This is a genomic window from Vreelandella xerophytica (assembly GCF_968048975.1).
This window is the reverse complement of sequence record NZ_OZ309106.1, coordinates 3,305,514-3,328,022: the sequence shown is the minus strand read 5'-3', so window position 1 is coordinate 3,328,022 and position 22,509 is coordinate 3,305,514. Positions and strand designations below refer to the sequence as shown.

Here is a 22,509-nt window from a genome sequence, read left to right as displayed (position 1 = left end):
TCGCGCATTGAATGAGGTCTGATCATGGTATTCAAACTCGATAAGCTCTATCGACTTGGCGCGTGGGGGGCGGCGGCGTGCATGATCGCCATCTGCGCGTTGATTTCACTCCAGGTACTTTTTCGTCTGGTCGATGCACTTCTGGTGCTGGTCGGCCAAAGCCGTCTGGGGTTCAGTATTACCGGCGCCTCCGAAATGGCGGCGTACCTTCTGGTAGGCGCCACTTTCCTGGGCCTGGCCTACACCTTTACTCACCACGCGCATATTCGTGTCACACTGCTGATTTCCAGGCTCCCTTCACGGGTGCGGGTCTGGTTTGAAGTGTTGGGGCTGATCATCGCCCTGACGATCAGCCTGGTGCTGGGCTACAGCCTGAGCGGTCTCGCGCGTGAAAGTCTTCAATACAACGATGTCTCCTCGGGCTTTTTATCGCTGCCGTTGTGGATTCCCCAGGCGGTGCTGATCACCGGCGTGGCGCTTTTGTGCTTGGCGTTGATCGAGGCGTTGGTGGTTGCACTACGCATAGCCGTACGCGACCCGAACAGCTTTCGTGATGCGACTGCGACCGACGACAGTGAGATGCACTGACCATGTACAGCGATGATCAATTACCCCGATGCGTTGACCTGGCATCCCTGTCCCGCGCATCGGTGAACACGACAATGGTGGAGAAGCGCCCGTGTTACTACTCAGTCTAGCGACCCTCGTTACCCTGTTTGCCCTGTTGGGCAGCGGCGTCTGGGTCGCCTTTGCTCTCATGGGAACGGCCTGGATAGCGCTTGCCTTTTTCAGCCCCTTTGCACCCGGTTCGGTGCTGGCGTCGGATTTCTGGGGCGCAAGCTATGGCTGGGACTTGACCGCGCTACCCATGTTCATCTGGATGGGCGAGATACTTTTTAGATCCGGCCTGGCCGATAACATGTTTCGGGGCCTTTCACCCTGGTTGAATCGGCTGCCGGGGCGCCTTTTGCATACCAATATCATCGGTAGCGGCATGTTTGCCGCAGTGTGCGGCTCTTCGGCGGCGACCTGTGCGACAGTGGGCAAGATGACACTGCCCGAGCTCGAGCGGCGCGGCTACGACAGCAACATGGCCATCGGCACTCTTGCCAGCGCTTCCACCCTCGGCCTTTTGATCCCGCCGTCGATCGTCTTGATTGTGTACGGTGTCGTCACCGAACAGTCGATCTCGCGACTCTTTATGGCGGGTATTGGGCCGGGCTTGATGATCCTGGCGCTGTTCATGGGCTACTTGATCATCTGGGCGCTGGTCAAAGGCAAGAAAGCGGGGCTGACCGGGGAGGACGAATCCGACATGAGTGTGGGCGAGAAGCTACGTAACACGGTGGCGCTGATGCCGATTCTGCTGTTGATCGGGGGCATCATCTTGTCCATCTACGGCGGGCTTGCTTCCCCAACCGAAGCCGCCGCGGTGGGTGTTGTCCTATCCATTGTCATCGCGTGCTTCAACGGCCATTTCAATCGCGAGATCTTCACAAGCTCGCTGTTTGCGGCAGTGCGTACCGCGTGCATGATTGCCTTTATCATCGCCGGTGCCTCGTTTTTGACCTCGGCGATGGGCTTTACCCAGGTCCCCATGCGTCTGGCTCAAACAATCAGCGAGATGGGGCTCTCGCCCACCATGCTGCTGGTGGCTCTGACACTTCTATTGCTCATCATGGGCTGCTTTCTAGACGGTATTTCCCTGATTTTACTGGTCACGGCAATTATCATGCCGGTGATCAGTGCCGCCGGTTTTGATCTGATCTGGTTTGGCATCTATCTGGTGATCGTGGTGGAAATGTCGCAAATCACGCCACCTGTCGGTTTCAACCTTTTCGTGATCCAAAGCCTGACCGGCAAGGACATCCTGACCATCACCAAGGCGACGCTACCGTTTTTTCTACTGATGATGCTCGCCATTGCGCTGATGCATCTTTTTCCTGCCATCGCGCTTTATCTACCTCGGGCGATGACGGGTTAAGTGTCTCTTTCACCATACACTGAAAGGCCGTTGCGGCCAGAGTGCTTGATGCTGTACATGCTCTGGTCGGCCGCGGCAATCAACTCATGCTCGTTGCTGAAAATGCCATCCTCCAGGCACGCAACGCCGATAGACACGGAAATATAGAGCGGGCCATCACTGCTTTGCGCCATGGGTTCGTTTTTAAGCAGTGTCAGGATGCGCTGGGAAAGCTGCTTGGCATTCTGCGCTGTGGCATTGGGGAGAATGATCAGGAACTCTTCGCCTCCATAACGGCCCGCGACATCACCTGCGCTTATCAATGACGAAAGTACCTTGCCAAAGCACTGCAAAACTTCATCGCCCGTTCGGTGGCCATATCGATCGTTCAATACCTTGAAGTGGTCGAGGTCGATAAACACGACCGACATCGTGCGCTCTTTTTGATGGCAGAGCATGAAGCGTTCGCGAAGTTGTTCCTCCAGCCAGGCGCGATTGGCCAACTGGGTCAACGGATCGATACGGCTACGCTCCATGAGGGCGCAGTGCTTCTGTTCCAGAAGACTGAACTTTTCCTGCTGCGCTTCCAGGCGCGCACTGATGGCCAGGGTGTGCTGAAAGAGAAGCTGTTTGGCATCGTTCAATACTTTGACGCTGTCCATCGGTAAAGGGACGGCGAGCTTTAAAAGATCGCTCAACAACGAAATCTGTCGATGCATGGTGTAAAAGAGCGCTTCCAGTGTGACGACATGCTTGGTGTTTGACGCCGAAAGCTCGTACAGCAGCGTCGCAAAGGATTGCGCCGGGTTGGCGGATAGCCACGCATCGGCGAGAGGGCCTGAAAAGCGGATGCACAAGGCGACATCGTCATCGGTGAACACGCTGTCGTGACTTTCGTCGATAGCCGAAACGATGCTCTCGGGAAGGCCCCATTTGGCAGCCAGCCACGCACCTATCAGGGTATGATCGCAGCCAAAGCGGTGACGCTCGGCCTTGGCCAGTTGGGTATGTGAAAGATCGCGCTGGTTATAAAGTGTCTTCGCCTCATCAGGATAGGCCATCTGCAACGCTAGAATGCCGATATCCTGTAAAAGAGCAACGGTAAAGGCATAGCCCAGGTGCTCGGGGCAAAGCCGTTGAGCGAGCTGGCTTGCAATCGCGGCGGACGCGATAGCGCGTTGCCAGGTCGGTGTTGCCACTTCGTTGGCTTGGTCGTCCTCGAACAGCGCAAAGCTCAATACGGTGGCCAGGGTGGCGTCGGTGCCCAGGCGCTGCGTGGCTTCCAGGCTCGATTTGGCGGCATTGGGCGCGCGTACGTGATGGGCACTGTTAGCAACTGCAATGAGGCGCGTGGTAAGTGCGGGGTCGTGCTCGATGACGCAGGCATACTCTTTTAGCGAGGCGTGAGGCGTTCGGGCGACATCCAGCACCTGTAAGGCCACGGCGGGCAAGGAAGGCAAATAGTCGGCGTTGACAAGCGATTTACTCAAAAAGCTTGGTAACTTGTTCGTCAAGGCTTTATAGAGCGTGTTATCAACCGCTGAAAGGCTTGTCATCTTCTCTCCAAAACGCACTTTCCAGCGCAGCAAGCGGTCACTATGATTAGCTCAAGCATATACCGTTAAGCGGGCGTCGTCGCCCTCTACACGTGGTTTGAGCCCAAAAAAGTTCCTGTTTGTACAATGAAAATTGCTATGTTAGACCTTTAAACGCCGACTATTTTAGCTGCGCTAAAAATCATAAAGTGAGTGCGTTCATGCACAAAGAAGATGAAGCGGCAAGAATCTTTCGTCAACTGGCAAAAGGTGCAGGGCAGAGCGGAGATCCGCAGTTTTATCTCCTGTTGGCTGAAAAGCTGGCGCAGTTATTGAAAGTCGATCATGTGCTGGTGGCCGCGTATCAGGAAGACAACCGTGCTCAAACACTGGCGTTCTGGTCCCAAGGACAGGCAAAAAGCAATATTAGCTACTCGCTTGCTGGTACCCCTTGCGAATCGATTTCCGAACGCACGCCCTGTGTTTACCACCAGCATGTACAGTCGCGCTTTCCTGATGATGAATTGCTTGAAACCCTGGGGGTTGAAAGTTATACCGGCTTTCCTCTGGTGGCCAGCAACGGCGAGTTGATCGGCTTTCTAGTGGTGCTGGCGAACCGCTCGCTTGCATGGGGCGAGTTTGAAAACGATATTCTGGCGATTGCTGCCGTCCAGCTAGGCATGGAGCTTGAGCGCCGCCAGAACGAACGCGCGCTGAAAGAGAGTGAGCAGCTCGCGCACGAGAACGAACGACGTTTGAACACTTTGCTTGATCACCTGCCTGGCATGGCGTATCGGTGTTTGAGCCATCGCCGCTGGGAGATGGAGTTCGTCAGCCAGGGCGCGGAAGAACTTAGCGGGTATTCAGCCGAAACGCTGCAAGCCGGCGATACGGTAAACTTTGACTCACTGATCCATGAAAAAGACAAAGCGTATCTTTTTACTGAGCTAGAGAAAGCCTTGGCCAGGCGTGTCCCTTACCGAGTGGTATACCGAATGCGCCATCGCGATGGCGACTACCGCTGGGTATGCGAGCAAGGCCAGGGGGTATTCGATTCAAAGGGCCAGGTTGTCTGCCTGGAAGGCTTTATCTGCGATATTACCGATCAGTACGAGTCACAGCGCATTCATAATGCGGTGGTTCAGGTGGCCTCGACGGTAACGTCTCGCGCGGGCGATAACTATTTCCAGCAGTTGATGATCACGTTGATTACTCTGCTGGAAGCGGACGCCGGTTTTATCGCCCTGCTCGACCAGCCGTTTTGTTCGAAAACCTTACTCGATGAGCCGCCCAACGAGCGCTTGAAGGCGGCGACGATCTCCACGGTGAGCCTGGTCGTGCAGGGCGAAGCCTGCCCCAATCAGACTTTTCATCTGTGCAATACGCCCAGTGAACAAGTGGTGCTTCAGCAAGAGGCCGTCATTCAGAAAAGTGCGGCAACGCTTCTTCCGGGAACCTCGTTTCATGGTCAGGCCTGGATCGGGCGTCGGCTGGACAATGCCCAGGGCGAGGTGATCGGGGTCATACTGGTATTCTATCAATCGCCACTGGTCACCAATGTATTTGCCACGTCGGTGCTGCGTATCCTTTCTACTGGCGCCTCGGCCGAACTCGAGCGCCAGCGCGATCACCGCCATATGCAATATCTGGCCTACATCGATACGGTGACCGGGCTGCCTAACCGGGTTCGCTTCATGGAGCTTTTGACCTCGCTTTGTGAACAACACTATCCCTTGGCGATCATCTTGCTGGATATCCACTGTTTCAAGGAGGTCAATGATCTGCACGGTCACTCGATAGGCGATGAGCTGCTGGCCACGATGGCCCGCCGGCTGGAAGAGGCCGCCGGCTCACCCAGTACCGTGGCGCGCTTGTCCAGCAATGAATTTGCGGTATTGATCACCGGCGGAACAGGCTCAACGCTTGCGGCAACGGTCACGAGGCTTCACCAGGCGGTATGCCAACCTGTCTGCTTGAGCCATCTATCCCTTAACATCGATGTGAATGTCGGGTTTGCAAGCTATCCCGACACTACCGATAGCCCGGCGGAGGTGTTCAATGCCGCCACGATGGCGCTTCACCATGCCAAGCGTACGGACGAGAATTTCTGTGTCTATCATCAGGCGCTTCACTACGCCATTCAGCGCCGCCAGGAGCTTACCGAGCGCCTGCAGGCGGCGATCAGCGAGCAGCGCCTGCTGCTCTTTTTCCAGCCGCAGGTGAATCTGATCAGCGGTCAGCTCACCGGGGCCGAGGCGTTATGCCGCTGGTATGACGATGAGTGGGGCTGGATTTCTCCTGGCGAGTTTATTCCGCTCGCCGAAGAGCGCGGGCTGATCAGCCTGTTGGGTGACTGGGTGCTGGGAGAGGCCGCCCGACAGCTAAGCGCCTGGGAAAACGCACAGACGCCCCTGCCTGGGCGTCTGTCGGTCAATGTTTCCGCTCAGCAGTTTGCCGATCCCAAGCTGCCCGAACACGTCGCTCGGTTAACTCAAGGCGTACCGTCACACTCTATCGGGCTGGAGCTGACCGAGAGTGACTTCATGCGTAACCCAGATCAGGCTGTGGCGAGTACGCTGGCCCTACGCCAGGCGGGCTTTTCGATTTCGATTGACGATTTTGGCACCGGTTACTCATCGCTTTCCTATTTGCGGCGCTTTGCTGCCGATGTTCTAAAGATCGATATCTCGTTTGTGCGCCACATGGTAGATAACCGCCACGATCGCGCCATCGTACAGACCATTATCGGCATGGCGGATACCCTGGAGATCAAGCCCTTGGCCGAAGGGGTGGAGAGCGAGGCGCAGGCCTCTCTGCTTGCGCAGATGGGCTGTCGGGAGGCTCAGGGTCACTGGTTGGGCAAGCCCGTCTGTGCCGAGACGTTTGCCCGGCAGTGGTTAGCGCCTGGCAGCCCCGTCAAGGAGTAAGCGATTGCCAGATCAGATGGGCGCCTACCAACAGCATGGCGATAATCACCAATCGATAAAACAGCACGTCATTTACACGGCTTTGCAGCCAAAGCCCGTTGCGCACGCCCATCCACGCGACAGGTACCAGTAAAAGTGACGCCCAGGCACTGGTAAGATTCACTTCACCCAGCCAGAGATAGGGGCCCAGCTTGATGGCATTGACGATGGCAAAGGCGACCGCGCAGGTGGCGATAAACGTTTCCTTGGCGAGCTTGCGCGGCAGCAGATACACATTGAGCGGCGGCGCCCCGGCGTGAGCAATAAAGCTGGTAAAGCCGCACACACTTGCTGCCGGCAAGGCCCACCACGTGGAGATAGGCTTTCTGGCCATGGGCTTGAACAGCATGTACAAGGCAAACACCAGCGACAAGAGCCCCAGCACAAGCCGCACGCCCTGATCACTCAGCGCGCCAAACAGCAGAGTGCCGACCGCCACACCGATCAGAAGCCCGGGAATAAAGCGGCGCACTTCCGCCATGTCGTGTTGGCCCCACCACGCCTTGACCGCAAATACATCCATCACCAGCAAGAGCGGCAGTAAAAGCCCCGCCGCCTGGGTCGGACTGATGACCAGTGCCATCAGCGGCACCGAAAGCGTACCGAAACCGCCCGCAAATCCGCCTTTGGAGACACCGGTGAGGTAGACGGCAAAGATAATGAGCAGCCAGGCGATCAGAGGATAGTCGGGGAGCATGGAAAATCCTTGTTAAAGCCGTATCGAACAGATGCAGTATGTAAAGACAGCCGCGCAAAGACTATCAATCCCTCTGTTTATCAACAGGGCGGCTTGTAGACGCAGGTGCTTCAGGTATCGTTGCATAGTTCTTTATTATCTATGTGCTATTGCCAATTTGAAGTGTAAAACCGACGTCATGTTGACGGCGATAGACACCTTTCCCGCTCAGTCTGCGTATGAGTTCTTCAGCCGCCAGCCGCCCCATGGCTTCTCTTGGGGAGAGAATCGTGGTGAGCTGAGGTGTAATGTGTTGGCCAAGTGGCAACCCGTTAAAGCCTGCAATGGCGATGTCATCCGGCACTATTACCCCTTGTCGCTGGGCGGCCAGAAGGGCACCAGCGGCAAGATCGTCATTAGCGAAATGGATAGCCTGCGTAGATGGGTAGCGCTTTAGAACCTGAGCCAGACTGTCCGCGCCAGCCTGTAGACTACCCAGTGTATCCAGCTCCAATAGGGGGGCTTTTAGCCTCTTGGCCGTCAGTACTTCTGTATGTCCTTGGCAGCGCAGCCAGGCACGATAATCATGAGATAGCCGCGCACCCACATAGACAATGCGACAATACCCTCGGCTAATAAGGTGCTCCGCCATGCAGCGGCCTGCAGCTTTGTGATCCAGGCCAACATTGAGATCCATTCCCTGGCCCAGTTCCATGACTTCCATGATGGGGTGGCCCCAGTTGGTCAGTAACGTTCGACATGCCTTGTTGTGACGTAACCCCGCGATGACCAAGGCAGCGCAGGACCATCCTAGAAAAGTGCGCACCAGCTGATATTCGCGATCAAGATCGTAATCGGTATTGCCCAACAATATTTGATACCCCTGCGCTTCAAGCGTCTCCTGCAATCCTTTGATGACCTCGACAAACACGCTGTTGATCAGCGATGGCACGATGATGGCGATCAATCGCGAGCGAGAAGAGGCTAGACTCCCTGCAATCAGGTTAGGCACGTAACCCAGCCGTTCCACGGCCTCTAGAACGCTTTGCCGCGTACGATCATTTACCTTGTCTGGTTGATTCAGTGTGCGCGAAACGGTAATGGGGGAGACGCCGGCGACCTGGGCGACCTGGGCGAGCGTAACGTGAACGGAGTGACGGCGTGACTTTGCATCGGGTTGCGAGTCTTTAGACATTAGTCACACATCCTTGATGTTCGGCTTGTCGAACGGCAGAGGGTAATCTAAAGCTAATGGTAGCGCTATCATTCGATGGCCAGATCACCACTCGATACCGCGGTGTTAAAACAATAATGAGGTATGGCTAAGTGAGCATTCAAAGCGAACGATCTCTTCATATCGGCATTGTCGGGCTAGGCGTCATGGGCATCGGGATAGCCTATGCTCTTTTGCAAGACGCGTTCGATGTCACGGGCTGCGATATCTCAGATGAAGCTCGGACAGCCTTTACCCGTATGGGAGGGAAGAGCGTAGCAACGCCCGTCGAGCTTGCTTTTTGTCATGTAGTGCTGGTTGTCGTCGTCAATGATAGTCAAGTCGAACAGGTGCTGTTTGGTAATCAAGGCCTGGTTAAGCAGATGAAACCAGGTAGTTTGATCGTTCAATGCGTGACTGTTGCTCCAAGTCAGGCGAATTCTGCTGGCCGTCAACGCGTTACTTCTCATTGTTGGAATGTTCATCGAAACCGGCGCAGCCATTCTGGTTCTGGCGCCTATCTTGACGCCTATCGCCATGCAGTTTGGCGTACACCCGGTGCATTTCGGGCTCATCATGGTGGTCAATCTGGCCTTGGGCATGATTACTCCTCCCTTGGGTGTGAACCTGTTTGCGGCCTGTGCCGTGGCCAGGATTTCGATCGACCAAATGCTGCCCTGGCTAATGCGTTTCGTGTTGGTAGTGCTGGCGTGTCTGATGGTCATTACGTACATGCCCTGGATCTCCATGGGACTGGTTAATCTGCTTTACGGCTAAGGAAAATATTGATGAACCATTTACCTGAATTTCCGCCTTCGGCGGCTTTGATAGGAAATACGTGGGTTGATACCGAGGCTACCTTGTCGGTGGAGGCGCCCGCCAGCGGCGAGGCGGTTACCTACATTGCCCGATGTACCTCCGGGAACGTGGACGACGCCGTCACCACGGCACGGCGCGCTTTCAATGGCGAGATTGGAGACTGGGCCGCGTGGAGCGCACGTCAGCGAAGCGCCTGGTTATTCACGTTTGCTGCGGCTATCGAAGCTCATCATGAGCATTTAGCAGCTCTTGAGTGCTTGGATACCGGCAAGCCCTTGACCCAGGCTCGTGCCGACATCAAGGCGTGCGCCCACTACTTCCGTTTTTATGCCGGGGGGGCCGATAAACTTCATGGCGAGACCCTGCCCTACGAACAGGGCTACACCGTCATGACACTACGCGAGCCCTATGGCGTTTGCGCGCAGATCATTCCCTGGAACTATCCTGCCCAGATATTCGGGCGCTGTGTCGCCGCCGCTCTGGCGGCTGGCAACACTATTGTTCTCAAGCCCGCTGAAGATGCCTGTCTGAGTATCTTAAGTCTGGCAAGGCTGGCGGTGGCGATTGGCTTGCCCGCCGGTGTCCTCAATGTGGTGCCGGGCTTGGGACGAGAAGCGGGAGCTGCCTTGGCCGCGCATCCGGGAATCGATCATCTTTCCTTCACGGGGTCGTCGGAAACCGGCACGCAAGTGGCACAGGCAGCCGCCAAGCATCACGTGCCCGTCACTCTGGAACTGGGAGGTAAATCGCCGCAAGTCGTCTTCGCGGATGCCGATATAGAGACCGCGTTCGAGGCCGTCGTGCGCGGAATCATTCAAAATGCCGGACAAACCTGCTCGGCGGGCAGCCGTCTTCTAATACAGCGTGAAATATCCGACGCCTTCATCGAACGTCTCACAGAGCGTTTCTCGGCGCTGCGGTGTGCCAGTGGAGAGGATGATATGGACTGCGGTCCGCTGATCAATGAACGTCAGAAGTCTCAGCTTGAAAAACGGTTGGCCATGGCTGAAGCGGATGGTATTCGAGTCGCGGCGAAGGGCCAACTGGCGCAAAGTGCTTCTCCCGCCGGATATTTCGTCGTCCCCCATTTGCTCACCGACATACCCGACGGTCATGCCGTACTGACAGAAGAGCTGTTTGGCCCAGTTCTGACCGTTCAGGTATTTGAAGATGAGGCGCAGGCGTTACGACTGGCGAACGCTACCGATTTTGGACTTTGTGCGGGTGTGTGGACAAATGATGGTGGCCGCCAGCTACGCCTGGCAAGAGGCATTCGAAGTGGTCAGGTGTTCATCAACAATTATGGAGCAGGAGGCGGTATTGAGTTGCCTTTTGGTGGCGTGGGACGTTCTGGGCATGGGCGAGAAAAAGGGTTTGAAGGACTGCGTAGCTATACGCGTTTAAAGACGATAGCCGTTCGCCATGATTGAAACAAGTACAAACAGTTCATTTTGGGGGTCTTTTATGAGTCAGTCTAATCGTAAGGAACAGCGGGTCGGGGTGATTGGTGTTGGGCTGATGGGGCATGGAATCGCCAAAAATATTCTTAAAGCCGGCTATTCGCTGGCCTTTCTCGACCATTTAGGTAATCAGCCTGTCGAGGATTTGATTCAGGCAGGGGCAAAAGCGTATGTCAGCTCGCGGGAGGTGGCCGAACAAACCGACGTGATACTGCTCTGTGTTACAGGCTCACCTCAAGTGGAGGCCGTGCTGTTCGAGCCAAACGGGGTACTGGAAGGTCTGGGAAAAGGGGCAATCATAGTCGATTGTTCAACGTCCTTACCCAGTTCTACCACTCGGGCGGCGGCCGGGGTCGAGGCATCGGGTGGGTACTTGATCGATGCAGCAATGACACGTACCCCTAAGGAAGCGGAGGAGGGGCGGCTTAACCTGATTGTCGGAGCGGACACGGCGCTTTTTGAGCAAATTTATCCTTTACTATCAAGCTTTTCAGAAGTGATCACTCACGCGGGCGGCGTAGGGGCAGGGCATACACTCAAATTATTGCATAACTATGTCTCCCTAGGATTCTCAGCCATATTAGCTGAGGCAACGACAACCTCTCGCAAAGCGGGAGTGAGTGATGAAGCCTTCATGGAAGTATTGAGTAAAGGCGGGGGCGGCGGTGTCGTCCTGGAAAGACTGCGCCCTTTTATCGAATCAGAAGACCCAGGAGAATTTCGCTTCAGCGTAGCCAATGCCCATAAGGATCTAGGCTACTACCATGCCATGACGAGTGAACTTGATACCTCCAAGGGGATTGCGACCGCTGTGGCTGATTTATATGAAAGCGTGGAGGATAAATCTATATCCGTACCTGAAATAATTGGCTTGCTGAGCAGGCGTAAAAAAAACTAACTGGGTCGCGGCAGGCCATGTGACTCGACAGTGATGGTACGTTTCGAGTTGATGGCCCTGTGGCTCTTGGTGTCGATGAAGCCGTCACGATCATGGGGATGCTATTGGACCTATAAAATAATCACCGTGGCAAGGCCCAGAAACGACAAGAAGCCGACGACATCGGTCACGGTGGTCAGTATCACCGCCCCCGATAAAGCGGGGTCGATCTGTAGCCGTTTCAATACCAATGGGATGAGTACGCCGGATATGTTGGCGAGGCTCATATTGATAAAAATGGCGAGCGTGATCACCAGGGTAATGAGTGAGTCGCCAAACCATAAATAGGAGATCGCGCCAACCACGAGCGCCCAGACCAGGCCGTTGCTCATGCCGACCCATAGCTCCTTGTTATAGAGCCAACGCTTGTTATGGCCGGCCAGCTGTCCCAGCGCCAAGCCACGAATGACGACGGTCAGCGTCTGGCTCCCGGCGATGCCGCCCATACTGGCCACCACCGGCATCAAAATCGCCAGCGCCACGATCTGATCCAGAACGGCTTCGAACCGGCCGATCACGAACGCCGCTAAAAACGCGGTCATCAGATTGATGCCCAGCCACACGCCGCGGCTTTTGGCGCTTCTCACAATCGGGGTGAATACTTCTTCCTCATCGCTCACCCCGGACATGTGCTTGAGCGTCAGGTCCGCGTCATCCTGGGTGATTTCCAGAACGTCTGCCGTGTTCAACTGGCCCACCAGCAAGCCGTTGCTATCGCAGACCGGGACATAGGCCAGCTCCTTTGAGCGCAAGAGAACCGCCGCCTCGCTGACTTTCATCTGATCATTCAACGTGAAAAAGTCATCCATGTAATCATCCACCACGGCGTCCTGTGGCTGCTTGATCAGATCGATGAGCGTGAGCGTGCCGAGCAGGCGCTTGTCCTTATCGGTGATCATCACCTGCTGCGACTCGTCGTCGAGCAGATGGTGGATGCGAATATAGCGCTGTACCGCTTCCAGGGAGACGCCCTGTTTCACATTGACCGTTTCAGGGTCCATGTAGCGGCCCACGACATCTTCCTCGTAGGCATGCAGGTTTTCTACCTGGGCACGGATGTTGTCATCAAGACTGGCGTAAACGCTCGTCTTGACGTCCTCGGCAGCCACATCCAGTACTTCGGCCACATCCTGCGCATCGAGTCCTTTGACGATATTCTCAATGTCGCTTACCGATAGATCCTCGATATAGTCGGCCCGGATGTCTTCGTCGATACTCGCAAGCACTTCGCCGAGAAGCGCCTCAGGAATAAATTTCCACAAGAGATTGCGCGTCTTCTGCGGAAAAGATTCGAGAATTCTTGTGATCTCAAGTGTCTCAAGATGGCTGAATAGAGTCTCGAGAGCCGGTGTATCGTTCTCTTCAAGTCGCTCTTGCAGGTAGAGAAGCTGTGTCTCGTTATCCGTGTACTGTTCGTCATCGACCATAAAATTCGTCCTTGGGTGTCGCGGCGCTATACATCAGGCGCCAAGAAGTATCTACAAAACATGAGTAAAAGTCTTTGGATGAGAACAGCATATCTAAGAACGCCTGCAAAGGAACAAGCAGTGATGCTTTGAGTGTGGGATGGCGCTTGTTTAACCCGCCTGCCGCAGTGTAGAACGCCACAAGCGAGAGCGGGCACACATAAAGCCAGTCATGAACTCTGTCGATCTATTTTTTATTTTTACGCATAAAGGGCAGCACCTTGGCCATGGTATCCGCCATCACTTGATCCAGTGGCTTGTGATCCAGGCTCACGGCCGCTCGCGCGGCGGTATACGTACCTCTGTACTCCTTGGCGATCGCTTCATCGCTCATGCTTTCGGGCAGCTTTTCATTTTGACGTATAACGTCGATCACTTGCTTATCCATGAGCATCGCTCCATGCGTTGCGTGTTTGACTAGTGTAGGTCAGATAGGCGAGGGGAGGCGCTTTTGAACGGGGAAAGACAGGGGGTGGTCCGGCGAGCAGGACGGGAAGCGCTGCTCAACAGGGCGTTTCATCCATTGTGAGATACAAGAATGGATAGGCACAAAAAAAGCACCTTGAAGGTGCTTGATTTGTAGGGGTGTCTGGTGGAGGCGGCGGGAATTGAACCCGCGTCCGCCAGCACTCGCCTATTGGCTCTACATGCTTAGATTTCGTCATTTGCTTTAACGCGACTGACTCCGACGATCAGGATTCAGCCACGCGAGCCTTCTAAAGTTTAACGGTTGACGAGAAGACACCGCCAACCGCGGTCCTATCAGCTTTAGCTCATATCCCCGCAGTGATGAATAGGCACATCACCTTGGGGCCAGACAAGAAGCTAGCAGGGTTTAAGCTGCCAGCGCGCCTTGAGCATAGTTTTCGTCGTTTGCGACTATTTTTCGTGATGTGGGATTTACGAGATACATCACGCTCTCGGCATGCACCGCAAGGGTTGTCACCGGCGTCGAAACCATGTCGCCCCCTTAACTACAGGTGAGCATTCTAACGTGCTCACGGCTGATTGACCAGCTATGCACGATTATGTTCCCGCATGATTCGCCCTTTTTGGCGATTCCAGTCCCGGTCTTTCTCGGTCGCTCGCTTGTCGTGCAGTTGCTTGCCCGTCACCAGGGCCAGCTCGCATTTCACCTTGTTGCGCTTCCAGTAAAGCTTGAGCGGTACACAGGTATGGCCCTTATCCTGGGTGATGGAGAAAATCTTGGCGATCTCTTTACGATGCAGCAGCAGCTTGCGCGTACGCGTCGGATCGGCAATCTCGTGAGTGCTGGCCGTATTGAGCGGCATGATATGACTGCCCAGCAGCCACGCTTCGCCGTTACGCACTAGAATGTAGGTATCGGTGAGCTGCGCCTTGCCCGCGCGCAGGCTTTTCACTTCCCAGCCGGCAAGTGCCAGGCCCGCTTCGAAGGTTTCGTTGATATGGTATTCAAACCGCGCCTTCTTGTTCTGGGCTATGGAGCTGCTGCTGGGGCCCTTGCTATTACCTTTTTTAGTGGCCATGGAACCTCATCGTTAATCTGTCGGTAGCACCCCCTTCGTTATAGGGGGAGGCGTGATACCATTCAAGGTCTGAAAAATGTTTCCCATGATACGCTGTGGGCACTGTGAAGTCAGCGGAGAGGTCAATGCCAACCGTTAATCGTACCGCCTTGGTGCGGCACACCCCCCAACAAATGTTCGATTTGGTTAATGACTTCGAACGCTATCCCGAGTTCCTGCCCGGGTGCCGACGTGCTCGGCTGGTCGAGCGCGATGAATCGCATCTGATCGGCGAGATGACCTTGGGTCGTGCCGGTGTGGAGCAGACCATCACCACGCGAAATGATCTTTACGCGCCAGAGCGTATCGAACTTTCTCTGGTCAAGGGGCCGTTTAAACGCTTGAAGGGCCGGTGGTTGTTCACTCCCATGGGAGAGGATACCTGCAGAGTCAGCCTGGAAATGGAGTTCGAGTTTGCCAATCGGCTGCTGGGCATGGCATTCGGCAAGCTGTTTCAGCAGATTGCCGGGCAGCTGGTGGACGCGTTCACCAAACGTGCGGATGAGCTGTATGGCCGCTGATCCCGAAAGCGCGCTGTTCGGCGTGGAGGTGGCCTTTGCCACGCCGCACAGGCAGCACTTGGTCACCGTCCACGTCACCCCGGCCACCACGGCCCGGGAAGCGGTGGCCCTGGCGGGATTACCTGCACTTTTTCCCGAACTTCCTCCCGAAACGTTTGACGAGGCGCCGCTGGGCATCTTCGGCAAGACGCTGCGTGAGCCGCAGCGTCAGACGCTTGGCGCGGGCGATCGCATCGAAGTTTATCGTCCGCTGCAGATAGATCCCAAGGCGGCGCGTCTGGCCCGCGCCAGACGCCAGGCGCGGGGGTAGACCAGCGTTACTCGGTAATCAGGACCGGACGGGGGGCGGGCGCGTTTGCCGGGGTGGACGCCGGGGCGTTCTCCGGGGTCGGCGTGGGCGTTTGCTGGTTCGGAGTCAGTAGCGGCATTACGGGGTCGATGGTTTCGGTCGCGGGGCCGGCGCCTTCGTTCCTGCTGATCGAGGGCGAGCGAGATAGATCGCCTTGTTGTTCGACGTTGACCAGCCGACCCAGGTCGTCAAACGTCAGCGTCACTCGGCGCTGTTCGACGCCCGCGTAAGCCTTGTCCAGACGGTAGACGTAATCCCACTCACGGGAGTCGAAAGGCGCCTCCAGCAGCGGGCGGCCCATCACGTAGGTGACCTGCTCCTGGGTCATGCCCGGCTGCAGCTGGTTGACCATTGCCTGGGTGACCAGGTTGCCCTGGGGGATGTCGCGCTTGTAGACGCCGACATAGCTACAGCCGCTGACAACGGTCAGGGCAACGGAAAGCGTAATGATACGAGTCAATTTTTGCATTTGAGCCTGTTCTTCACTATCGTGGTTTCGGTCGATGATACCCGACCTAACCTGTTACTGCGAAGAGCAACCATGGCCGATCAGAACCATGAACTACGCAAAGCCGGGCTGAAAGTGACCCTGCCGCGTGTCAAGATCCTGCAGATTCTCGAAAATGCTTCGGGCCAACACCACCTTAGCGCAGAAGAAGTGTATAAGACACTGATTGACGCGGGTGAGGATGTGGGCCTGGCAACCGTCTATCGCGTGCTGACTCAGTTCGAGTCGGCGGGCCTTGTGATTCGTCACAACTTCGACGGCGGTCACGCGGTATTTGAGATGACCCAGGAAGATCACCACGACCATATGGTGTGTCTGGAAAGCGGTGAAATCATCGAGTTTGTCGATGAGATCATCGAACGTCGCCAGCAAGAAATCGCGGAAGAGCACGGTTTCGAGCTGATCGATCATGCGCTGGTGCTGTATGTGCGTCCAAAAGCTTAATATACGCTGACCATTGAGGCGCCTTGCGTAAACGCATAGAAAAATAAGCGCGCCCGAGAAAAGCGCCCCTGCCGTTACTGCGGCAGGGGCGCTTTTGGTTGTATGGGGGATGGGCAGGGAAAGAGCCAAGAGGCGATGAAGCCTCTTCGCTGATGGCCTTTTACCTTTAGTGGGGCGGGCGCTGGCTGGCGTTGAGCATTTCCCGGGCATGGGCCAGGGTCTGTTCGGAAAGCGTTACACCGCCCAGCATGCGTGCCAACTCGCTCACCCGGCCTTTTTCGTCGAGAAGGGCCATATAGGTCAACGTGCTGTCGCGCTTGGCGCGTTTTTCGATATGCAGATGTTGATGGGCTTGAGCGGCAACCTGAGGCAGGTGGGTGACGGTCATCACCTGGCCTTTTTCGCCCAGCTTGCGTAGCAGCTGACCGACGATTTCCGCCGTTGCCCCGGAAATACCCACATCCACTTCGTCGAAAACCAGGCTTGGAATGGTGGAGTGACTGGCCGCGACGACTTGAATGGCCAGGCTGATGCGCGAAAGCTCGCCCCCGGAAGCCACCTTGGTCAAGGGTCTTGCCGGCTGGCCCGGGTTGGCGCTGATCAGAAACTGCACCTGATCCAGGCCGTCCTGGCTTGGCGTTTCACGCGCGGACACAGCCACTTCAAAACGCGCCTTGCCCATGGCCAGAAAGGCCAGCTGCTGCTGGACTTCCTTGCCCAGGCGTCCGGCGGCCTTCTGGCGCGCTTCACTCAGCGCCTTGGCATCCTGGCGATAGCGCTCACGGTACTCGGCTACCTGGCTGCTCAACGCTTCAAGATCATCATCGCTTGCTTCAAGCTGGGCTACTTCCTGAGCAAGGCTCTGGTGAAGCGCGAAGATTTCTTCCGGGGCAACGTGGTGCTTGCGGGCAATGCGATGCACGTCGGTCAGGCGCTCGTCCACCCAGGCCAGACGTTCTGGGTCAAGCTCGGTAGTGCTGGCAAAGCGGGCAAGTTCGCTGGCAGCCTCTTCTACCTGGATGCGGGCGTCGCCCAGCATTGAAAGCGTATTGGCCAGCACGCCCTTGTCGCTACCGGGCAGCGCGCTCAGCCGCGCGTAGGCCTGGTTGAGAAGCGATAACGCGCCCCCGTCGTCGCCTTCGCAGCACTCGGCGGCGAACTGGGTCTCGCGCAGGGTCTCTTCGGCGTGGGCCAGGGTGTGCTGTTCCTCTTCAAGCATCTGCAGCTCACCCTCGGCAAGCCCCAGCTGATCGAGCTCTTCCACCTGGTAGCGCAATAGCTGGCGCTTGGCTTCCACTTCGCTTCCCGCTTCACTGCGTTTTTTCAACCGTGTGCGCGCACTGCGCCAATCCTTGAAGGTTTCGCTCAGGCGCTGGCGCTTGTGTCTGAGCCCGGCGTAATCATCCAGCAAGGCAAGGTGTGTCTCTTCGCGCATCAAGGCCTGGTGCGCGTGCTGGCCGTGTACCTGAATCAGAAGTTCGCCCAGGGCTTTCAGGTCCGCGATGGTCACCGGCTGGCCGTTGATCCACGCTTTTGAGCGGCCGTTGGCACTCACCACGCGTCGCAACAGGCACTCTTCCGATGAAAGTTCGCGCGCTTCGAGCCACTCGGTCGCGGCGGGCAGGCGGGCGATATCGAAGCTTGCCGAAAGGTCGGTACGCTCGCAGCCGTGGCGAACGCTTCCCGCTTCAGCGCGCTCGCCCAGGCAAAGCCCCAGGGCGCCCAGGAGGATGGATTTCCCCGCCCCGGTCTCCCCCGTGATGGCGGTCATGCCGTTCGTTAAGTCAAGCTCTAGGCGATCAACGATCGCGTAATCCTGGATGACTAGCTGAGTCAGCATAGGGCCTCCTGGGCAGGGCGCTACAGAAACTGGATGCTTGTACATTAATTGGTGTTTTATACAGTAGTCGATAACTCACTTCAATGCCCCTCTTGAGATGACCAAGAAGGCCCCCATATAGCGTGCATATGGATCGATAACCCTTTACTTAACGTAGGCTGCCGCACAAGGCGCCGCTACCTCATTTAGGAGTACGGCATGGCTAAAGAACCACAAACCCCGCTGGATGACGAGCTGGCCCGCCAGGAGCAGGAAGCCGAGGTCACCGAGCAGGTCGACGAAGAACGCCTGGTAGAGGGCGATCTTGAAGGCGTGCTGGACGACGACTCGCCGCTGGATGGCAACATTCTCAACGAAGGCGGGGATAACCCGGAAGCCGACATGCTGGCCGTCCAGGTGGAAGAGCTGGAGCAGAGTCTGGCCGAGGCCAAGGATCAGGCGCTTCGGGCATCCGCCGAGGCACAAAACGTACGTCGCCGCGCCGAGCAGGAAGCGGAAAAGGCCCGCAAGTTCGCGCTTGAAAAGTTCGTCAAGGAGCTTCTGCCGGTGGTGGACAGCCTTGAAAAAGCCCTTGAAAGCATGCAGGAAGACGCTTCTGACGTGCACCGCGAAGGCGTGTCCATGACACTCAAGATGCAGCTGGGCGTGCTGAACAAGTTTGGTGTTGAAAGCATCGAACCCAATGGTGAACCCTTCGACCCCCAGGTGCATGAAGCCATGGCCATGGTGCCCAACCCGGAGCTTGAGCCCAATACGGTGATGGACGTCATGCAGAAAGGGTATCTGTTGAATGGCCGTCTGGTTCGCCCGGCGATGGTCGTGGTCAGCCAGAAAGCGAATTAAGCTGATTAGTGGCGCAAAGCGTAAAAAAGCCCTTGAAAAGTTACCGGCGGCCCCCAGATAAGGGGCAACCCTGCGGGGAAGCCCGCAAACGTTTTAAGTAATGAGACAACTGAATTCGAGGTTTTTGCTATGGGACGTATTATTGGTATTGACCTGGGTACCACCAATTCTTGTGTGGCGGTACTTGACGGTGACAGTGCTAAAGTTATCGAAAATGCCGAAGGTGGCCGCACCACGCCTTCCATTATCGCTTACACCGACGATGGCGAAACTCTGGTAGGCCAGGCGGCTAAGCGCCAGGCGGTTACCAACCCGGAAAACACCCTGTACGCCATCAAGCGTCTGATCGGTCGTCGCTTCAAGGACGATGTCGTTCAAAAAGACATCAAGATGGTGCCGTACAAGATCGCTGAAGCCGATAACGGCGATGCGTGGGTAGAAGTCAAAGGCAAGAAGATGGCACCGCCGCAGGTAAGCGCGGAAGTGCTGAAGAAAATGAAGAAGACCGCCGAAGACTACCTTGGCGAGACCGTAACGGAAGCGGTCATCACCGTGCCGGCCTACTTCAACGACAGCCAGCGCCAGGCGACCAAGGACGCTGGCCGTATCGCAGGGCTGGACGTCAAGCGCATCATCAACGAGCCGACCGCCGCTGCCCTTGCCTACGGCATGGACAAGTCGCGCGGTGACAAGACCATCGCAGTCTATGACCTGGGTGGTGGTACCTTCGATATCTCCATCATCGAAGTGGCCGACGTTGACGGCGAAACCCAGTTTGAAGTACTCGCCACCAATGGCGACACCTTCCTGGGCGGCGAAGATTTCGACCTGGCGTTGATCAATTATCTGGTCGACCAGTTCAAGTCCGACAGCGGCATCAACCTGTCTGGCGACAACCTGGCCATGCAGCGCCTGAAGGAAGCCGCCGAGAAAGCCAAGATCGAGCTTTCCAGCGCCCAGCAGACCGATGTGAACCTGCCTTACATCACCGCCGACAACACGGGCCCGAAACACCTGAACGTCAAGGTGACCCGCGCCAAGCTGGAATCGCTGGTGGAAGAGCTGGTTCAGCGCTCGCTCGAGCCCTGCAAGATGGCTTTGAAAGATGCTGGCCTGTCTGCGTCTGAAATCGACGAAGTGATTCTGGTCGGTGGTCAGACCCGCATGCCGATGGTGCAGAAGAAAGCGGCTGACTTCTTCGGCAAGGACGCGCGTAAAGACGTGAACCCTGACGAAGCGGTCGCGGTCGGTGCTGCGATTCAGGGCGGCGTACTGGGCGGTGACGTGAAAGACGTGCTGCTGCTCGACGTGACGCCGCTGACTCTGGGTATCGAAACCCTGGGTGGCGTGATGACGCCGCTGATCGAGAAGAACACCACCATCCCGACCAAGAAGACCCAGACCTTCTCGACTGCGGATGACAACCAGACGGCCGTGACCATTCACGTCGCCCAGGGTGAGCGCAAGCAGGTCGCGCAGAACAAGTCGCTGGGCCGTTTCGATCTCAGCGACATTCCGACGGCACCGCGCGGTGTTCCGCAGATCGAAGTAGCCTTCGATCTGGATGCCAACGGTATCCTGAATGTGTCCGCGAAGGATAAGGCGACCGGCAAGGAGCAGTCGATTGTCATCAAGGCGTCCAGCGGTCTGTCCGATGAAGAAATCGATCAGATGGTGCGTGACGCTGAAGCCCATGCGGACGAGGACAAGAAGTTCGAAGCGCTGGTGCAGCTGCGCAATCAGGCCGACGGCATGATCCACGCCACGCGCAAGACAGTTGAAGAAGCTGGCGACAAGGCGACCGAGGAAGAGAAGCAGAACATCGAGACCGCGATCAGCGAGCTTGAGGAAGCCATCAAGACCGACGATCAGGACAACATCCAGAAGAAACTGGATGCCCTGACCGAAGCGTCCGGCCAGCTGGCCCAGAAGATGTATGCCGAACAGGCAGACGCTTCCCAGGCGGCGGGTGAAGGTGCTGAAGACGCGACGTCCAAGCCCGAAGATGACGTGGTTGACGCCGAGTACGAAGAAGTCAACGACGAGCAGAAAAAGCAGTAATCTTCTTTTTCTGCCAAGGAAAGTGATGACGCGGGAGCCAGCTCCCGCGTTGCTGTTTCCACGGTCAGGACGTTGAACGTGACCTTTACCGTTAAGTGCATACCTAACCAGGAGGCGTAGGACCCATGTCCAAGCGCGATTATTACGAAGTCCTGGGTGTTGAAAAAGGGGCCGATCAGAAAGAGATCAAGAAGGCCTATCGCCGCCTGGCGCAAAAATTCCACCCTGACCGCAACCCGGATGACGAGACCGCCGCAGAAAAATTTCGCGACGTATCCGATGCCTATGAAGTATTGAGTGACGAGCAAAAACGCGCCGCCTACGATCAGTTCGGCCATGCGGGCGTGGACGGCCAGAGCGGTGGCTTTGGTGGTGGCGGCGGTGGCGCAGGGGATTTCAGCGACATCTTCGGCGATGTGTTTGGCGATATTTTCGGAGGCGGCGGCGGTGGCCGTCGACGCGGTCCGAACGCGCCTGCGCGCGGCTCGGATCTGCGCTACAACCTGGAGCTGGATCTGGAAAATGCGGTGTCCGGCACCACGGTGGATATTCGCGTGCCTCGCCATATCACCTGTGACCGCTGTGACGGCGACGGCGCCGAACCTGGCACCAGCAAGGATACCTGCCCCACCTGTCAGGGCATGGGTCAGGTACGCATGCAGCAGGGCTTTTTCGCCGTGCAGCAAACCTGCCCCACCTGTCACGGCACTGGCGTGCAAATCAAGGTACCGTGCCACAAATGTAATAGCGAAGGCCGCGTACGCGAAACCCGCACGCTCTCGGTGAAGATTCCGCCCGGCGTGGATACCGGCGATCGCATCCGTCTGAACGGCGAAGGCGAGAGCGGTATCAATGGCGGCCCGGCCGGCGATCTCTACGTGCAGGTGGCGATCAAGGCGCACCGCATCTTCCAGCGTGACGGCAAGCATCTGCAGTGCGACGTGCCGATCAACTTCGTCGATGCTGCCCTTGGTGGTGAACTCGAAGTGCCTACGCTCGATGGCCGGGTGAAGCTCAAGATTCCGCCGGAAACCCAGACCGGCAAGCTCTTCCGCCTACGCGGCAAGGGCGTGAAGCCGGTCCGCGGCGGCGCCCCGGGTGATCTGCTGTGCAAGGTGGTGCTCGAAACACCGGTGAACCTGAACGACGAGCAGAAAGACCTGCTCCGCCAGCTTCAAAAGAGCTTCGACGGCAGCAACAGCCACAGCCATTCGCCCAAGAAGACCGGCTTCTTCGACAGCGTGAAGAAGTTCTTTGAAGAGATGAAGCCCTAACGAGGGCGGTTTTCCTCGTGGGATTCAATAGTGGCGAAACGCGGCGCATGCTAGCGTAGAAAGCCCCCGGTGCTCATCACCGGGGGC

Annotated in this window: 19 protein-coding genes, 1 other RNA gene and 2 pseudogenes; 13 read left to right on the top strand and 9 right to left on the bottom strand. The window is 56.7% G+C overall.

The genetic code is table 11. The features are described from left to right. Nucleotides 1-24: 24 nt before the first annotated feature. Together ACWF8S_RS15600 and ACWF8S_RS15595 are read left to right on the top strand one after the other, a co-directional pair. Nucleotides 25-588, top strand: coding sequence for a TRAP transporter small permease (locus tag ACWF8S_RS15600; protein ID WP_447554327.1), 564 nt, complete (start codon nucleotides 25-27; stop codon nucleotides 586-588). 91 nt (nucleotides 589-679) lie between these two features. Further along, nucleotides 680-1,984, top strand: a complete 1,305-nt coding sequence (locus ACWF8S_RS15595; protein ID WP_447554326.1) for a TRAP transporter large permease — start codon at nucleotides 680-682, stop codon at nucleotides 1,982-1,984. Here ACWF8S_RS15595 and ACWF8S_RS15590 read toward each other — a convergent pair. Beyond that, a complete protein-coding gene (locus tag ACWF8S_RS15590) occupies nucleotides 1,981-3,519 on the bottom strand; it encodes a diguanylate cyclase (protein WP_447554325.1) in 1,539 nt (512 codons plus the stop codon). The genes ACWF8S_RS15595 and ACWF8S_RS15590 overlap by 4 nt on opposite strands. Nucleotides 3,520-3,719: 200 nt before the next feature. Here ACWF8S_RS15590 and ACWF8S_RS15585 point away from each other — a divergent pair, with 200 nt between their 5' ends. Continuing rightward, nucleotides 3,720-6,425 (top strand): EAL domain-containing protein, encoded by a 2,706-nt coding sequence (locus tag ACWF8S_RS15585; RefSeq protein WP_447554323.1) that lies wholly within the window; start codon nucleotides 3,720-3,722, stop codon nucleotides 6,423-6,425. Here ACWF8S_RS15585 and ACWF8S_RS15580 read toward each other — a convergent pair. After that, nucleotides 6,415-7,161: a sulfite exporter TauE/SafE family protein gene (locus tag ACWF8S_RS15580; protein WP_447554322.1), complete on the bottom strand. Its 747-nt coding sequence runs from the start codon at nucleotides 7,159-7,161 to the stop codon at nucleotides 6,415-6,417. The genes ACWF8S_RS15585 and ACWF8S_RS15580 overlap by 11 nt on opposite strands. Before the next feature lie 139 nt (nucleotides 7,162-7,300). Beyond that, nucleotides 7,301-8,335, bottom strand: a complete 1,035-nt coding sequence (locus ACWF8S_RS15575) for a LacI family DNA-binding transcriptional regulator (RefSeq protein ID WP_447554321.1) — start codon at nucleotides 8,333-8,335, stop codon at nucleotides 7,301-7,303. Between the two features lie 131 nt (nucleotides 8,336-8,466). Between ACWF8S_RS15575 and ACWF8S_RS15570 the strand changes: the two are divergent. From ACWF8S_RS15570 to ACWF8S_RS15555, 4 genes and pseudogenes are all read left to right on the top strand, one after another. After that, nucleotides 8,467-8,742, top strand: a pseudogene (locus ACWF8S_RS15570) (NAD(P)-binding domain-containing protein); the annotation flags it as partial. Nucleotides 8,743-8,794: 52 nt separating this feature from the next. Then, a pseudogene (locus tag ACWF8S_RS15565) lies at nucleotides 8,795-9,130 on the top strand (TRAP transporter large permease subunit); the annotation flags it as partial. An 11-nt stretch (nucleotides 9,131-9,141) separates the two neighbouring features. Then, a complete protein-coding gene (locus tag ACWF8S_RS15560; protein ID WP_447554320.1) occupies nucleotides 9,142-10,602 on the top strand; it encodes an aldehyde dehydrogenase family protein in 1,461 nt (486 codons plus the stop codon). Beyond that, entirely contained in the window at nucleotides 10,595-11,530 is a 936-nt protein-coding gene (locus ACWF8S_RS15555; protein WP_447554318.1) for an NAD(P)-dependent oxidoreductase, read from the top strand. The genes ACWF8S_RS15560 and ACWF8S_RS15555 overlap by 8 nt, the downstream gene beginning before the upstream one ends. A gap of 110 nt (nucleotides 11,531-11,640) precedes the next feature. Here ACWF8S_RS15555 and mgtE read toward each other — a convergent pair whose 3' ends face one another. The 4 genes from mgtE to smpB all read right to left on the bottom strand — a co-directional run bounded on the left by mgtE (nucleotide 11,641) and on the right by smpB (nucleotide 14,543). Next, nucleotides 11,641-12,996: a magnesium transporter gene (gene mgtE / locus ACWF8S_RS15550; RefSeq protein WP_447554317.1), complete on the bottom strand. Its 1,356-nt coding sequence runs from the start codon at nucleotides 12,994-12,996 to the stop codon at nucleotides 11,641-11,643. Nucleotides 12,997-13,222: 226 nt separating this feature from the next. Continuing rightward, nucleotides 13,223-13,423 carry a hypothetical protein gene (locus tag ACWF8S_RS15545; protein WP_447554316.1) on the bottom strand — a complete coding sequence of 67 codons (201 nt, stop codon included), beginning with the start codon at nucleotides 13,421-13,423 and terminating at the stop codon, nucleotides 13,223-13,225. Nucleotides 13,424-13,625: 202 nt separating this feature from the next. Further along, nucleotides 13,626-14,005: a transfer-messenger RNA gene (ssrA, locus tag ACWF8S_RS15540) on the bottom strand. 46 nt (nucleotides 14,006-14,051) lie between these two features. Next, nucleotides 14,052-14,543, bottom strand: coding sequence for an SsrA-binding protein SmpB (gene smpB, locus ACWF8S_RS15535; RefSeq protein WP_447554315.1), 492 nt, complete (start codon nucleotides 14,541-14,543; stop codon nucleotides 14,052-14,054). 125 nt (nucleotides 14,544-14,668) lie between these two features. Here smpB and ACWF8S_RS15530 point away from each other — a divergent pair, with 125 nt between their 5' ends. Further along, the gene (locus tag ACWF8S_RS15530) at nucleotides 14,669-15,103 is read left to right on the top strand and encodes a type II toxin-antitoxin system RatA family toxin (RefSeq protein WP_447554314.1); all 435 of its coding nucleotides are present in this window, start codon (nucleotides 14,669-14,671) and stop codon (nucleotides 15,101-15,103) included. Further along, nucleotides 15,093-15,413, top strand: a complete 321-nt coding sequence (locus ACWF8S_RS15525; RefSeq protein ID WP_447554313.1) for an RnfH family protein — start codon at nucleotides 15,093-15,095, stop codon at nucleotides 15,411-15,413. The genes ACWF8S_RS15530 and ACWF8S_RS15525 overlap by 11 nt, the downstream gene beginning before the upstream one ends. Nucleotides 15,414-15,420: 7 nt before the next feature. Here the strand turns inward: ACWF8S_RS15525 and ACWF8S_RS15520 are convergent, their stop codons facing one another. After that, nucleotides 15,421-15,921, bottom strand: coding sequence for an outer membrane protein assembly factor BamE (locus ACWF8S_RS15520; protein ID WP_447554312.1), 501 nt, complete (start codon nucleotides 15,919-15,921; stop codon nucleotides 15,421-15,423). Nucleotides 15,922-15,993: 72 nt separating this feature from the next. On the opposite strand from ACWF8S_RS15520, the gene fur reads away from it, so the two are divergent. After that, nucleotides 15,994-16,404 carry a ferric iron uptake transcriptional regulator gene (gene fur / locus ACWF8S_RS15515; RefSeq protein WP_394583316.1) on the top strand — a complete coding sequence of 137 codons (411 nt, stop codon included), beginning with the start codon at nucleotides 15,994-15,996 and terminating at the stop codon, nucleotides 16,402-16,404. A 166-nt stretch (nucleotides 16,405-16,570) separates the two neighbouring features. On the opposite strand, the gene recN is transcribed toward fur, so the two are convergent. Further along, complete coding sequence (recN, locus tag ACWF8S_RS15510) at nucleotides 16,571-18,244, bottom strand: DNA repair protein RecN (protein WP_447554311.1); 1,674 nt, start codon at nucleotides 18,242-18,244, stop codon at nucleotides 16,571-16,573. A 198-nt stretch (nucleotides 18,245-18,442) separates the two neighbouring features. On the opposite strand from recN, the gene grpE reads away from it, so the two are divergent. From grpE to dnaJ, 3 genes are all read left to right on the top strand, one after another. Further along, entirely contained in the window at nucleotides 18,443-19,087 is a 645-nt protein-coding gene (gene grpE, locus ACWF8S_RS15505) for a nucleotide exchange factor GrpE (protein WP_447554310.1), read from the top strand. Nucleotides 19,088-19,216: 129 nt separating this feature from the next. Further along, the gene (dnaK, locus tag ACWF8S_RS15500) at nucleotides 19,217-21,148 is read left to right on the top strand and encodes a molecular chaperone DnaK (protein ID WP_447554309.1); all 1,932 of its coding nucleotides are present in this window, start codon (nucleotides 19,217-19,219) and stop codon (nucleotides 21,146-21,148) included. Nucleotides 21,149-21,273: 125 nt separating this feature from the next. Further along, nucleotides 21,274-22,422, top strand: a complete 1,149-nt coding sequence (dnaJ, locus tag ACWF8S_RS15495; RefSeq protein ID WP_447554308.1) for a molecular chaperone DnaJ — start codon at nucleotides 21,274-21,276, stop codon at nucleotides 22,420-22,422. Nucleotides 22,423-22,509: the final 87 nt, after the last annotated feature.

What these genes read in the sequence shown, in the direction of transcription:
- ACWF8S_RS15575 (WP_447554321.1), bottom strand. Translation starts at nt 8,335, where the DNA reads ATGTCTAAAGACTCGCAACCCGATGCAAAGTCACGCCGTCACTCCGTT.
- mgtE (WP_447554317.1), bottom strand. Translation starts at nt 12,996, where the DNA reads ATGGTCGATGACGAACAGTACACGGATAACGAGACACAGCTTCTCTAC.
- grpE (WP_447554310.1), top strand. Translation starts at nt 18,443, where the DNA reads ATGGCTAAAGAACCACAAACCCCGCTGGATGACGAGCTGGCCCGCCAG.
- ACWF8S_RS15555 (WP_447554318.1), top strand. Translation starts at nt 10,595, where the DNA reads ATGATTGAAACAAGTACAAACAGTTCATTTTGGGGGTCTTTTATGAGT.
- recN (WP_447554311.1), bottom strand. Translation starts at nt 18,244, where the DNA reads ATGCTGACTCAGCTAGTCATCCAGGATTACGCGATCGTTGATCGCCTA.
- ACWF8S_RS15520 (WP_447554312.1), bottom strand. Translation starts at nt 15,921, where the DNA reads ATGCAAAAATTGACTCGTATCATTACGCTTTCCGTTGCCCTGACCGTT.
- smpB (WP_447554315.1), bottom strand. Translation starts at nt 14,543, where the DNA reads ATGGCCACTAAAAAAGGTAATAGCAAGGGCCCCAGCAGCAGCTCCATA.
- fur (WP_394583316.1), top strand. Translation starts at nt 15,994, where the DNA reads ATGGCCGATCAGAACCATGAACTACGCAAAGCCGGGCTGAAAGTGACC.
- ACWF8S_RS15600 (WP_447554327.1), top strand. Translation starts at nt 25, where the DNA reads ATGGTATTCAAACTCGATAAGCTCTATCGACTTGGCGCGTGGGGGGCG.
- ACWF8S_RS15530 (WP_447554314.1), top strand. Translation starts at nt 14,669, where the DNA reads ATGCCAACCGTTAATCGTACCGCCTTGGTGCGGCACACCCCCCAACAA.
- ACWF8S_RS15580 (WP_447554322.1), bottom strand. Translation starts at nt 7,161, where the DNA reads ATGCTCCCCGACTATCCTCTGATCGCCTGGCTGCTCATTATCTTTGCC.
- ACWF8S_RS15585 (WP_447554323.1), top strand. Translation starts at nt 3,720, where the DNA reads ATGCACAAAGAAGATGAAGCGGCAAGAATCTTTCGTCAACTGGCAAAA.
- ACWF8S_RS15545 (WP_447554316.1), bottom strand. Translation starts at nt 13,423, where the DNA reads ATGGATAAGCAAGTGATCGACGTTATACGTCAAAATGAAAAGCTGCCC.
- ACWF8S_RS15525 (WP_447554313.1), top strand. Translation starts at nt 15,093, where the DNA reads ATGGCCGCTGATCCCGAAAGCGCGCTGTTCGGCGTGGAGGTGGCCTTT.
- ACWF8S_RS15590 (WP_447554325.1), bottom strand. Translation starts at nt 3,519, where the DNA reads ATGACAAGCCTTTCAGCGGTTGATAACACGCTCTATAAAGCCTTGACG.
- dnaK (WP_447554309.1), top strand. Translation starts at nt 19,217, where the DNA reads ATGGGACGTATTATTGGTATTGACCTGGGTACCACCAATTCTTGTGTG.
- dnaJ (WP_447554308.1), top strand. Translation starts at nt 21,274, where the DNA reads ATGTCCAAGCGCGATTATTACGAAGTCCTGGGTGTTGAAAAAGGGGCC.
- ACWF8S_RS15560 (WP_447554320.1), top strand. Translation starts at nt 9,142, where the DNA reads ATGAACCATTTACCTGAATTTCCGCCTTCGGCGGCTTTGATAGGAAAT.